Genomic DNA, 14,225 nt, shown 5'->3' with positions numbered 1-14,225 from the left:
ATTATTCGTATCTCATAGAGCTTGCCGGATTGATCTTAGTAATCAGATATGAAGGACCGATCAACATCAATACAGAAGCAAACAAAGTGCCCAGATTAATCAAAACAAAAAGTAGAATATTAAAAGAAATCGGAACAGTATCTACGTAGTATGTCTCCGGATCGAGTTTAAAGAGTCCGAATCGGGATTGAAGAACACAAAATGCCAAACCAATGGCATTACCCCAAAGCATTCCTTTACCAATCAAAAAGACTGCAAACCAAAGAAAGGTTCTACGAATCATGAAATTGTTGGCTCCTAATGCTTTTAGAATACCAATCATATTGGTTCGTTCGATGATGATTATCAACAGACCGGAAATCATAGTAAAACCGGCAACCCCTATCATCAGAAATAGAATGACCCATACATTCAAATCCAATAAGTCAAGCCAAGCAAAGATCTGCGGATTCAACTGTTCGATATTACGCACATAATACACACCACCCAGTTTATCCATCTGGCTATCTATGTCAGTTGCGATTTCGTATGTTATATCCTCCAGTTTATCGTAATCTTTCACCTGTAACTCTACACCGGTCACCTGTTCCGGTTGCCAACCGTTCAATCGATTCACCAGATTAAGATCCGTCAATAAAAAGAGATTGTCGTATTCAGAAAAGTTCGTTTGATAAATTCCGGCAATTGTCAGACGTCGGGCACGGATATCGTCCTGTATATAATAGGTGTATATCTTGTCCCCCTGTTTCAACTTCATCTTAGTGGACAACGCCTTGGAAATAAGCACCTGATTGGAAGAAACAGAATCACTGAAAACCGGAATCTCGCCTTCCACCAAATATTCCTTTATAAAATGAGGGTCAAATTCCGGCCCCACGCCTTTTAATACCATTCCCTGAAAAGCATCATCAGTCTTAATCATTCCCGGTTTGGTAGAAAAACGCTGTACATGGCTTATCCCCGGATAATCAGCAAGAGCAGTCATCATACTGTCTCCTACCACAATCGGATGAGTTTCGTAAGAACTGACCGCATCCAGATTAGTAATCTGAATATGCGATCCGAATCCTATAACTTTATTTCTCACTTCACTTTTAAACCCGACAACTACCGCCACCGCAATAATCATTACAGCCAAACCGATAGCAATACCTGCCATCGCAATGAGGACTGCAGGACGTGACACCTGCTTTCCGCCATCGCTTTCACGATAGATACGTCGAGCTATAAAAAGTGATAGAGACATTTGTTTAAGTATTAGGTTCAAGTATTAGGTATCAAGTATAGCAGCAACAAACATCCTGAAAACTACGATTAATACCTAATACGTAAATTTATTCTGTTCTTCCCGGATACTCCTCCAAAGCCTTCTGCAAGACCAAAAGTGCACGGGTTAAATCTTCTTTCTTCAATACATAAGCAATACGAACCTGATTGATTCCGGAACCCGGAGTGGTATAAAAACCAGAAGCCGGAGCCATGAATACAGTCTGACCTTCATACTCAAAATCAGAAAGGCACCACGCACAGAACTTATCGGAGTCGTCCACCGGAAGCTTAGCCACTGTATAGAAAGCTCCCATCGGAATGGGTGAATAAACACCGGGAATACGGTTTAAACCGTCAATCAGGCATTTACGACGCTCAACGTATTCATCATACGTTTCACGATAATATTCTTCCGGAGCATCTAAAGAGGCCTCTGCGGCAAGCTGTCCAATCAATGGAGGACTGAGGCGTGCCTGGCAGAACTTCATGACAGCATCACGTATTTCTTTGTTTTTGGTAATCAACGCACCGATACGGATACCACATTCTGAATAACGTTTGGACACGGAGTCAATCAGTACGACATTATTCTCAATTCCTTCCAGATGGCAGGCAGAGATATAAGGAGATCCCGTATATATAAACTCACGATATACCTCATCGGAGAAAAGAAACAGATCATACTTCTTCACCAAGTCACGAATCTGATTCATTTCACGACGAGTATACAAATAACCGGTCGGATTATTCGGATTACAAATCAGGATTGCTTTGGTACGTTCATTAATCAGTTCTTCAAACTTTTCTACTTTCGGAAGGGAAAAACCCTCTTCAATGGTCGTAGCAATAGTGCGAATCTTTGCTCCGGCAGAGATGGCAAATGCCATATAGTTAGCATATGCAGGTTCCGGAACGATAATTTCATCTCCCGGATTCAGACAGGAAAGGAAGGAAAAAAGTACGGCTTCCGAACCTCCCGATGTAATGATTATATCGTCTGCAGTCAGATTGATATTAAACTTCGCATAATATCCCACTAATTTCTCGCGATAGCTACGATAACCGGCACTGGGGCTATATTCCAGAACTTTACGGTCAATATTGCGTATCGCGTCAATCGCGGCCTGAGGAGTGGGCAGATCAGGCTGTCCGATGTTCAGGTGAAATACATGGACTCCGCGTTGCTTGGCCGCATCTGCCAAAGGAGCCAGTTTTCTAATAGGAGATGCAGGCATCTCGTTTCCGCGAATGGATATGGTTGGCATAATTTTAATTGCAAATTACTAATTACTATTTACTTTTTCTATTTGGAGCTGCAAATGTACGCAATAATTTGAATACAGAGACATAAAAACTTTAAAAACCTTAGTAAGATTAAAATCGTTATGGGATTTTGAAAAGAAAGCTATACATTTGTAATACGGAAAACTTAAAACAATATCATAATGACCATACACCTTATCTCATTTGCGTCAATCTTTCACAAACAGTCCTCGCTAAGAGGCTCGCACAAAGCTATTTTAAGCGAGATTGAAAAATATTACACTGTAAAGCTAGTCGACTATCAAGATATGGACAAACTTAATAGTGATGATTTCAAAATCATTTTCATCGCAACCGGTGGGGTGGAAAGGCTGGTCATACAGCATTTCGAAGACCTTCCCCGCCCTGCCATTTTACTGGCGGACGGTATGCAGAACTCCCTTGCAGCTGCATTGGAGATCTCTACCTGGCTGCGGGGACGTGGAATGAAAAGTGAGATTCTACACGGTGAACTACCAGGCATCATCCTGCGTATCCACACACTTTATAATAATTTCCAGGCACAACGCTCTTTATTCGGTAAACGTATCGGAGTTATCGGTTCTCCTTCACCTTGGCTGGTTGCCAGTAATGTTGACTATCTGCTGGCAAAACGCCGCTGGGGCATCGAATACATAGACATTCCATTGGAACGGATTTATGAACATTTTCAACAAATAACGGATGAACAGGTAGGTGCTTCCTGTGCCGCAGTCGCTTCGCAAGCTCTTGCCTGCCGCGAGGGAACTCCCGAAGACATCATCAAAGCGATGCGGCTATACCGGGCTATCAAGAAGGTATGCGAAGAAGAGAAGCTGGAAGCATTGACATTAGGTTGCTTCAAACTGATTGAGCAAATCGACACTACCGGCTGTCTGGCATTGTCCTTGCTGAATGACGATGGCATAATGGCAGGCTGCGAAGGAGATCTTCAATCAATCTTTACTTTGCTGGCTGTGAAGTCTCTGACCGGAAAAGACGGATTCATGGCAAACCCTTCCATGATTAATGCACGTACCAACGAACTTATATTAGCCCACTGTACCATCGGGCTCAAACAAACGGAAAGGTATATTATCCGCAATCATTTCGAGACGGAAAAAGGTATTGCCATTCAGGGATTGCTTCCGACAGGAGACGTGACTATCATAAAGTGCGGCGGTGAATGTCTGGATGAATACTACCTGTCTACCGGAACATTATCCGAAAATACGAATTATATCAATATGTGCCGCACGCAAGTACGCATCCGTATGAATACTCCCGCTGAGTATTTCCTAAAGAATCCATTGGGCAATCATCACATTCTGGTTCACGGAAACTATGAAAATGCGTTGAACGAGTTCTTTCTGACAAACTCCTGTAAGCGAACCGAATAAACCCTTACCATATTTTTGTATTATTTTTAAGTACTATAGGGGGGGGGGGGAATACAAAATATCACAGAGATAATAATCAAATAGTTAAACCTAAAAACATCCTATTTTTAAGATAAGTTCACTAAAAACAATAGGATGTTTTTGTCTTTTCCTGAAGAAAAGCTGTATTTCTCTTATATCAAATTAATAATCAACGAATTGCAATGACTTCCATCTATTATTTTCATAGCTAACTGGCAAGTATCAAATCACACTTGTACAACCGCATAATTCATTTAGATGAATTGATTAATAGAACGGAAGAACACGGACTGTTCCGGATCGATAAAAAGCAAGAACCCGTTCATCTCCTTCCACAAGGGAACATTACCAATATCTTCAAGATTCTACAGGGAAAGTATGGGTAGGCACCCACATGGGAGGATTGAACAAGCTGGATCTTCGCAGTAACAAATTCATCCGGTATCATACAAATAGCGACAAGGGTACTCTCCCCTCAAATATTATCCGAGAAATTGTTCCTTACAAAGACAATCTTCTTCTTGCCACTCACAAAGGAGTCTGCCTGTTTAATCCCCAAACTGAAAAGGCACTCCTTTTATTTCAAGATAGTCAAGATAGTCCTATTAGAGGTACCGTATCAGTTCATGTAGATTATCAGGGAACACTTTGGATCTGCGGAAACGGAGAAGGTGTCTATGCCTATCGGAGCGATACCAAGAAAACAGAAAACTATAAACATAACCATGCGTTAGAACATCGTATCATCAGCAATCATATCGGACGTATCTATGAAGACAGCCAGAAAAGACTATGGTTCTGTACTTCCGAAAGCGGTGTCGATTTATATAAGCATGAAACGAACGACTTCGAAAACTTCGATGAGCAAAAGAATGGCTTGGGAAGTAACTGTGTATATGATGTATGCGAGCTTTCTCCGAATAAGATCTTATTCACTACAGATATCGGGTTCTCTATTCTGGACTACCCCAGCCGCAAATTCACAAACAAGTCATCTCGACATTAAAATATTACCGCCGTTCTACCGCACCGCTTGGTCTTACCTACTTTATACGCTCTGCATCAGTATCATCCTCTATTTCATCGTCCGCACTTATAAGAATCGTATCAAACTTCAAGGGTCTCTGAGATACGAACAAAAGCATGCGGAAGATATTGAACAGCTTAACCAGACGAAACTCCGTTTCTTTACGAATATCTCCCATGAGTCCCGTACTCCATTGACACTTATCATCGGTCAGATGGAAATGCTCGCCGACATATTCGCCCCATTCTATCAAGTGTTCACCGCTTGCGATGGAGAAGATGGATGGGAGAAAGTACAATCGGAGCATCCTCATCTTATACTAAGCGATGTTGTAATGCCTAAAATGTCGGGAACTGACTTATGCAAGCTAGTCAAGGAGAATTTAGAAACCTGCCACATTCCGGTGGTACTCCTCACGGCAAGAACGTCTATCGAGCATAGTATGGAAGGGTTGCGCCTGGGTGCCGATGACTACATAACCAAACCATTCAATGTCAACATTCTGTTATCCCGTTGCAACAATCTGATAAACAACCGGATCATGTTACAAGAAAAATTCAGCAAGCATCCGCAAGAAACTCCACAAATTATAGCTACCAATCCAATGGACAAGGAGTTTATAGACAAAGCCATGAAAATTATAGACCAGCATATAGACAACATAGAATTCAATGTAGATATGCTTGCCCGTGAAATAGGAATCGTACGAAGCAAGCTATTCACCAAACTGAAAGACATCACCGGCAAAACTCCGTATGACTTCATTGTGACTATCCGTTTAAAACGGGCGGCAATCTTATTGAAAGAACATCCGGAACTGAATATATCGGAAATATCCGACAAACTAGACTTTTCGTCTCCACGGCAGTTCAGCAAAAGTTTCAAAGAAAAATATCAAGTAGTGCCGCAAGCATATCGAAAAGGAAAAAGTGACGAAAAGATGGTTTAAAACAGTTTTTGGATTAAAGAAGCACTTATTTAGGACTTAAATAGCACTTTCTTTAGAAGAAAAAATACTTTCTTTGCTTCCGAAAACTAGTTAAAAATTAAAGTAATGGCTGTGAAAACTTATCATCCGACTCTTTTATCCTTAATCTTTGTGCTATATGCGATACATACTCATGCTCAAAAACTAGAAAACTTACTGGTCATGAAACAACAATCGCATAATGAGTTGTTTCATCGATTGGACAAAGCTCCCCGCACTCCGGCTTTTGAATGTGAAGGATATTGGAGTTGGGGAAGCTCTGTTATCAAAGGAGAAGACGGAAAATATCACATGTTTGTTTCCCGTTTCCCGAAGTCACTACCTTTCCATCCGGGATGGATGATTGCCTCAGAAATCGTACATGCCGTATCCGGCACACCTGAAGGCCCTTACCAATTCTGCGACATTGCCCTGCCGGCACGTGGTGCGCAATATTGGGACGGACGCTCCACTCATAATCCGCGTATCCTGAAGTACAAGAACAAATATTACCTTATATATATGGGTTCCACCCACCCATTCGGTGAACCGACTTATAATAAACTGACATTAAGCAGCCCATGGTGCATCGTCGGACGTGTCAATAAACGCATCGGACTGGCTGTTGCAGATTCTCCTTACGGTCCTTGGAAACGTTTCGATGAACCGATATTAAAGACAAAAGCCAATACTTTCTATAGTTATTTAGTATCCAACCCTTCGCCTGTTATTCAAGAAGACGGTTCTGTAATGATGATTTTCAAAGGAAGGGCTCATACTGAAAACGGCAAATACTCGGACATGGCATTAGGAATCGCTTATGCTCCCAACATTGAAGGACCTTATACGGTATTGAACAATGATCAGCCCATCTTCCAAGTAGACGGTCAGGGAGAAGCCGAAGATCCGTTTTTATGGAAAGACTCTAAAGGGTATCATGCCATTTTCAAAGATCACGTAGCCAAATATACTGGCGAAAGAGGTGGCGGAGTCATGGCTCACTCAACCGACGGCATCCATTGGACTGTAGATAAAGACCCGAAAGCCTATTCACGCACCGTAGAATGGGAGGATGGAAAAGTTGAAATGCAAGGACAACTGGAACGCCCGTTCCTTCTCTTTGAGAATGGAAAAGCCACACATGCCTTCTTTGCAACAATGGATGGTCCCGGCGGATTTGATAACGCTACAAAATCATGGAATATGGTAATTCCTTTGAAGTAACGGATAAAAAGGCTTTTTAGTACTCATATCGTAAATAAACTCTGAATGAAAAACAGCTATTACTACTTCTTATCACGTGCTGTACAAGCTCATACACAAAAGTCTTTCAACGATTCAATAGCGCTACTCTTAGCAAAGATACAGGTAAGGAGGAACTTCTCAAGCAACTATATCCTATCTCACCCAAAGGAATCAAGCATTTAATGGTTGATTTGCTAAAATTGGTGATGCAACCCAATCGGCATACCGCGTATACTAGGACCTGCATTCCCCTTGTTTGAACAAGAAATGAGCAAACAGCATAATCAAGGCGCAACGCATCCTCGACATTCAGGAGCGGAGAGTGTGAGTTGGGAGAAAGTAAAAAAAAGCGCGTATAGCACTTAGCGAATAGGTAAAAAAGTACACTGTAGAAGAGCACTACCTTCTGTTGTGGAGTTTCCGGTTACTTTATTTGCCCAGCAGAGGGTGGATGTGACCGGAAAAACGCCCTTATTTTATAACGAGAACAGAGGCTGAGTCCGATCAAGTTTTTGGCAGTGAGATACACGGCTCTCTCATACATAAAAACGAAAATCCTCTTTCATCCTATCACCGTCTTCCTGAAACTCCCTATTCATCGTATTTACAGAGCGGTGATAGGTTGCTACTAACCTATCACCTCATCTATCACCTATCACCGCCTATTTTTTTGAAAGCCGATTTGTTTTGTCTTATACGGATTTAGGTTGACACCTTTTTAGAGACATAAAAAAAGAAAAATTATGTCTAAATTATCTCGTAAGATTTATTCTGAGACTTTCAAATTGGAAGTTCTCCGTGATTACTTCAGTAGCGGTTTGTCAATGTTTGCTACTGCCAAGAAATGGGGTTTACCCAACCATACTTATATTCTGCGTTGGCAAAAGTGTTATGCAATTGATTCGGATTCCTTATCTTTGTCCCCCGAACTTCTGTCAGATCTTCAAATGAAAAAGAATCCAAAATCAAAATCTAAAGAAGAACTTCTTGAAGCGGAAAATTTGCGTCTGAGAAAGGCTTTGGAACTTGAAAAACTTCGTTCCCATGCCTTTGAAAGACTGATTGAACTCACAGAAAGAGAAGAAGGGATTTCCATCTTAAAAAAAGATGGTGCCAAATAGTCACCGGCCTTCGTGAAGAGTTTCCTCACATCAGTGTGAAAACCCTTTGCGGACTGTTTGGCATGTCTTCCCAGGCCTATTACAAAAAGAAAAAAAATCTTTTGTCGCGTCATCAGATCAGAACAGCCATCTTGGATGCCGTCTTCTTCTACCGCTCAAAGGCTCCGGGCATCGGTGGTTTGAAATTATACCATGAGCTCCGCTCCCTTTATGGAAGCGAGATAACCGGAGGGCGGGATGCCTTCCTTCATCTGCTGCGTTCGGAACGCCTTATGCTGCCCCCGAAGAAACCCAGGCATACGACGGACTCCCACCATCTTTACAAGAAGTATCCGAATCTGATCAAGGGGGTAACGGCACAATACCCGAACCATATCTGGGTATGTGACATCACTTACATCTGGATTGAAGGTGGCGTATGCTACCTCCATCTTGTAACGGACATGTACTCACATGCCGTTTTAGGATGGGTGCTCTCTCCCAGTTTGCATGCCGAATATACGCTACAGGCACTGGAACAGGCCATCAATGAGGCTGGAGGTGGCAATCTTTGCGGCACAATCCACCATTCCGACCGGGGGGTACAGTATGCCTGCGATGCCTATATCGACACACTGGTCACTCATCATATACGTGTGAGCATGACTGAAGATTACAACCCGACGGACAATGCGGTAGCAGAAAGGATGAATGGCATCCTGAAAACGGAATGGATATACGGCATGTCGCTGTTCAGGGATAAAGAGATGGCACGGGAGCAGATTACGCGAATGATTGACTTCTATAATAATGGACGACCGCATATGAGCATAGGTATGAAAAAACCCATGGACGTATATCATGGAGAGGTGCCGGGAAAATCATTGTGGAAAAAATAAGGTTCCATATGATAAATAAATACTATATTTGCGATACCGAGAACCCGGGACATGACGGTTTAAGCCATTGTCTCACAAAAGCCAATAGGGTGTCGAACCCTATTGACTTTTACCGAGAGCCCGAGCACACTCAGATTTGTCCATTGTTTTTACGTATGACAACTATCTTAGGAGCAAAGGGAAGAAACTAACAACTGTTTTAGTTATGAATAACAGAATGTGACAACTTATTTAGTAACTAGCCTCTAAAAGTGACAACCATTTCTAGTATAAGTCACCTTTGAAAGTGTTTTGCGGCATGGAACAAAGTGTTTCGCGCCTTGGAACAAAGTGTTCACCGTGTTGAAACAGAGTGTTCCACCCTATTGAAACAAAGTGTTCACCCTATTGAAACAAAGTGTTTTCAAGCAATTGAAACATCTTGAAACAAATCGGGCTGTCAAAAAACAGGCGGTGATAGGTGACAGATGAGGTGATAGGTTAATAACAACCTATCACCGCTCTGTAAATACGATAAATAGGGAGTTTCAGGAAGACGGTGATAGGATGAAAGAGGAATTGACGAAATCAATAGGGAGAGGATCGGTAATAACATTCGTTCGTGCATCAAACTTTCGGAATGAATGTATCTCTGATTAACTCTCTAAAGCGTAGCTTTAAGGAATGAAAAGCATTGCTTTAGACCGGCTAAAGCGATGCTTTAGTCAAGTAAAAAACATTGGCATCAAAGAAGAGCTGTGTGAATACGATGAGGACACCCTGAACTTTTATAACAGTAGGGCTTCAAACGCCATAACTGAATCGTTCAACGCTCGGAGTAAACTTTTCCGATCCAACCTAAGAGACGTAATCGACAAGAATTTCTTCATTTGCTGTATTACCAGACTTTATAGGTATCCCCACTAAATTTCTACTACCCCGCAAAAAGTGAAGGTTATATTTTATTTCCTCACAAGCAACAAAAAGAAGGTGTGTCAAAATGCGCACCTTCATGTTTTAAGGCAAAGGGAAACAGGACAATAGAACTGAATCACAGACTCAGGAAATACAGGCAGAAAGCCAAAGAATTACTATGTTCCGAAGAAGGACTGAAACACAGAGGGCAAAGATGTATAGAACCGGAAGCTGTGTTCGGGCAAATAAAATATAATATGAACTACAAACGTTTCCGCCATTTTGGAAAGGAGAAGGTCTTTATGGACTTCGCATTCTTGGCCATTGCCTTCAATATAAAAAAGATGTGTGCAAAAATGAGAAAAGAAGGTATAGACTGGATGATTAAACTGTTTTATAAACTTGTACCCGCTCTTTTCAGATGGGGGGAACACATTTATCAAACAAATCTTCAAAAGAGCGCAGCTTGAAGAAGGTTTACTGATTCTTTATAGGTGATGAAAAAAAGAAGGCGTATCGTTCATTACGACACACCTTCTTTGAGCGAAAAGTCTTGCAAGTGTTTCCAAATTATCCATACCAGTAGGCAAATTGGATTATTTTTTTGAGAATCGGAATACACAGAAGGTACTCGGGGCAATTTCTGTCGACCAACCTTCGGTGGTATTAATATCAGTCCTGTCAACTAAGGGCATTATTTTCTCAGGGTCGTCAAGAGTATTATCGGCATCAAGATCTGAAGAGGAAAGTGTCGTGACTGTAATACCTGTGATACGTTGTTTCTTGCCCAGCCCTTTGAAGGTGAAATCAAGTGATTGGGCCGTGTCAGAAGTATTGGCCACCTTTACCACAATCTCATCCGGATTCTCATCATAGACAGCACTCGCAAAAAGACCGTTCTGCCCCTCTCCTCCCATAAGGGGTTTATTGTCCATTGTAAGTGGAAGTACATGCGATCCCTTGTTCTCGCTAAAAAGCTGCTGTACATAGTAGCTTACGGTCTTAACCGAGCGGTTGTTGTCAAACCAGATCATGTCAGGACGCCATTGCCATCCTTCTACGTGAGCGAAAAGCGGGGCATAAGTAGCCATGTGTACGACATCAGCATTGCGTTCCAAACCTGTCATGAATGCAGCTTCGAGCAAGGCAGCATGGAAGTGGTTCCATTTCTTTCCTTTTCCGTGGCAAGCATATTCGCCGGCAAATACTTTCGGTCCTTTGCGGTCGTAATTATCATAGCGTGCTCCCTGACTGAGGAACCAGCTTTCGGGACGATAGAAGTGTTCGTCTACCAGATCTACTTTCAAACGCTTCATTTCAGGCCACAAGTAATCGAATTCTTTTCCTTCGGAGTTCGGACCGGAGCTACCTACGATTTTGATTTCCGGATGCGCCTTACGAATGGCTTTGATAAACGGTTCAAGACGTTCGGGATATTCTTTTCCCCATTGTTCGTTACCGATACCGATAAACTGCAGATTAAATGGAGTGGGATGTCCCATATCGGCACGTACCTTCCCCCATGTAGTATTAACGTCACCATTGGCAAATTCGATCAGATCGAGTGCATCCTGAATATAGCTATCCAGATCACAAACCGCAACGTGAGCTTTCGAACCATTATTCTGATATTGACAGGAAAGACCGCAATTCAGGATCGGAAGAGGCGCTGCACCCATTTCTTCGGACAATAGGAAGTATTCGTAGAATCCTAATCCATAGCTCTGATAATAATCCGGGAAGAAACGATGGGTAAAGGTATATTGCCAGCGGTTTTCGTTCAATGGACGGTTTTCTACCGGCCCCACGGATTTCTTCCAGTCATAACGGGTTTCGAGATCCGTACCTTCTACGATACAACCACCGGGGAAGCGGAAGACTCCGGGATGAATATCCGCCAATGCTTGTGCTAAATCTTTGCGAAGACCATTTTCATGCCCTTTCCAGGTATCAACCGGGAAAAGAGAAACGTGCTCCAAATCAACCGTTCCTTTAGAAGTAAGGAAAATGCGGAGTACGGATTTTGGATGGGTAATACCGGGCTTCAGGATGACTTGATACTTTTTCCATTCGTTGGAGTCAATCGTCAGATTCTCCGCAGCAAAAGCCTGACGTTCCCCCATTGATTTAGTATCGACAAGTTCGATTCTCAATGTTTCTTTCGTACTTCCTAGCGGCAAACGCGCCCAAACAGAAAAGCGATACTCCTCTCCTTTCTTGACGCCAATACCGAAAAAGCCTTCGTTATCCAGTCCGGTATGCTTGTGAGCATGCCCCGGATTATCAAGACGCACATAATGCGGATTGCGCTCAAAAGGGCCGTCATCCTGCAAAGTCACTTTGCCATAGGTATTCCATCCCATCAGATGCTGGGGGAACTCGAACGAGCGGTTCTTTACCAGTTCCGCGTATAATCCGCCATCGGCAGCATAATTGATGTCTTCAAAAAAGAGTCCGTACATAGTAGGTTGGATTTCAGCCCCCAACTTCTTAGTCTGAATCACTATTTCATTGGTTTGTGCATGAAGTGCCATGCCAGCAGATAAGGCTAATGTAGCCAGTAATTCTGTGTATCTTCTCATGGTTTTCAATAAAAATTATATATAATTAAATTGCAAAGATAATCAGATTCCCATTTTTCCGCGTACCCGATTTTATCATAAACAGATGTTTATCGGTCAAAAAAGACCAAAATCCATTCATTTGTAAAAATTTCCATCCGGTATCTGTATTTATAATACGAAATCAGATAAAAAAACACCTATTCATTACAATCATATAATACGAATATGAAACACCGGAAAGCGTACATTTATATATAATCAAGGTGTGGAAAAATTATAAAACATACCTTTTATGCTGCATAACATATAAGAGTGTATTTGATACACCAAACAAAAGTGTTACTTTTACACCCAAAATAAGGTAAACATCTCATTTACATTAAAAATAAAACCATGAAAAAACATTTTCTACTTGCAGGAATTTCCGTGCTGATGCTGGCTTCGTGCAAAAACAAGCCGGCTTCCGAGCTGACTTTGTCTGGTCTTGACCCGGTAAAATTTCAAACAGAAGTGAATAATGCCCAAACAGCTCTTTACACATTAAAGAATAAGGCAGGCATGGAAGTATGTATCACTAACTTCGGAGGACGTATCGTGTCTGTCATGGTACCCGACAAAAACGGTCAGATGCGAGATGTTGTTTTAGGTTTTGACAGCATTGCCGATTATATCAATATTCCCAGTGACTTCGGTGCTTCTATCGGACGCTATGCAAACCGTATCAATCAGGGACGTTTTGTATTGGATGGCGATACGATCCAGTTGCCACAAAACAACTACGGGCACTGCTTGCACGGAGGTCCGAAAGGCTGGCAATATCAGGTTTATAAAGCCAATCTTATCGATCTGACAACACTGGAGCTAACTCGTATTTCACCGGATGGAGATGCTAATTTCCCGGGTAATGTAACAGCTAAAGTGACCTACAAACTGACTGATGACAACGCTATCGACATCAAATACAGCGCAACTACTGATAAAAAGACGATCATCAACATGACCAACCACTCTTATTTCAATCTTTCGGGTGATCCGTCTAAGATTTCAACCGACCATATCATGTATGTGAATGCAGACTACTATACTCCGGTAGACAGCACCTTTATGACTACAGGCGAAATTGCTCCGGTTAAGGACACCCCGATGGATTTTACTACTCCGAAAGCCGTAGGTAAAGATATCAATAATTATGATTTCGTTCAATTAAAGAATGGAAACGGATACGATCATAACTGGGTATTGAACACTCCGGGAGATCTTTCTCAAGTAGCCGCCAGACTTACTTCACCCGAAAGTGGCATTACTTTGGAAGTATATACCAACGAACCGGGTATACAAGTTTATACAGGTAACTTTCTCGATGGAACCGTAACCGGTAAGAAAGGTATCGTTTACAACCAGCGTGCTTCCGTATGCCTGGAAACACAGCACTATCCTGACAGCCCCAACAAGGCAGACTGGCCGTCTGTCGTTCTGGAACCGGGACAGACTTACAACAGTGAATGTATTTTCAAATTCTCTGTAGAGAGATAATATTAACTCATAAATCATATTTATC

Annotated in this window: 8 protein-coding genes and 2 pseudogenes; 7 read left to right on the top strand and 3 right to left on the bottom strand. The window is 42.0% G+C overall.

Features of this window, described 5'->3' with window-relative positions; genetic code table 11:
- Nucleotide 1: 1 nt before the first annotated feature.
- Entirely contained in the window at nt 2-1,246 is a 1,245-nt protein-coding gene (locus AB9N12_RS14640) for an ABC transporter permease (RefSeq protein WP_369892738.1), read from the bottom strand.
- Between the two features lie 88 nt (nt 1,247-1,334).
- Nucleotides 1,335-2,534 (bottom strand): pyridoxal phosphate-dependent aminotransferase, encoded by a 1,200-nt coding sequence (locus AB9N12_RS14635; RefSeq protein ID WP_369892737.1) that lies wholly within the window; start codon nt 2,532-2,534, stop codon nt 1,335-1,337.
- 180 nt (nt 2,535-2,714) lie between these two features.
- On the opposite strand from AB9N12_RS14635, the gene AB9N12_RS14630 reads away from it, so the two are divergent.
- The 6 genes and pseudogenes from AB9N12_RS14630 to AB9N12_RS14605 all read left to right on the top strand — a co-directional run.
- Nucleotides 2,715-3,950 (top strand): fucose isomerase, encoded by a 1,236-nt coding sequence (locus AB9N12_RS14630; RefSeq protein WP_369892736.1) that lies wholly within the window; start codon nt 2,715-2,717, stop codon nt 3,948-3,950.
- Between the two features lie 793 nt (nt 3,951-4,743).
- Nucleotides 4,744-5,947: pseudogene (locus tag AB9N12_RS14625) on the top strand (response regulator); the annotation flags it as partial.
- A 201-nt stretch (nt 5,948-6,148) separates the two neighbouring features.
- A complete protein-coding gene (locus AB9N12_RS14620) occupies nt 6,149-7,189 on the top strand; it encodes a glycoside hydrolase family protein (protein WP_369892735.1) in 1,041 nt (346 codons plus the stop codon).
- A gap of 764 nt (nt 7,190-7,953) precedes the next feature.
- Entirely contained in the window at nt 7,954-8,331 is a 378-nt protein-coding gene (locus tag AB9N12_RS14615; protein ID WP_369889012.1) for a hypothetical protein, read from the top strand.
- A gap of 35 nt (nt 8,332-8,366) precedes the next feature.
- The gene (locus tag AB9N12_RS14610) at nt 8,367-9,209 is read left to right on the top strand and encodes an IS3 family transposase (protein WP_369889013.1); all 843 of its coding nucleotides are present in this window, start codon (nt 8,367-8,369) and stop codon (nt 9,207-9,209) included.
- A 983-nt stretch (nt 9,210-10,192) separates the two neighbouring features.
- Nucleotides 10,193-10,573 (top strand): annotated as a pseudogene (locus AB9N12_RS14605) (transposase); the annotation flags it as partial.
- Between the two features lie 126 nt (nt 10,574-10,699).
- On the opposite strand, the gene AB9N12_RS14600 reads toward AB9N12_RS14605, so the two are convergent.
- Entirely contained in the window at nt 10,700-12,685 is a 1,986-nt protein-coding gene (locus tag AB9N12_RS14600) for an alpha-L-arabinofuranosidase C-terminal domain-containing protein (RefSeq protein ID WP_369892734.1), read from the bottom strand.
- 375 nt (nt 12,686-13,060) lie between these two features.
- Between AB9N12_RS14600 and AB9N12_RS14595 the strand changes: the two genes are divergently transcribed.
- Complete coding sequence (locus AB9N12_RS14595; protein ID WP_369892733.1) at nt 13,061-14,200, top strand: aldose epimerase family protein; 1,140 nt, start codon at nt 13,061-13,063, stop codon at nt 14,198-14,200.
- Nucleotides 14,201-14,225 lie beyond the last annotated feature (25 nt).

Source organism: Bacteroides sp. AN502(2024) (genome assembly GCF_041227145.1).
Lineage (GTDB): Bacteria > Bacteroidota > Bacteroidia > Bacteroidales > Bacteroidaceae > Bacteroides.
Note: the sequence above shows the minus strand (reverse complement) of the source record. Positions and strands in the feature narration are given on the sequence as shown.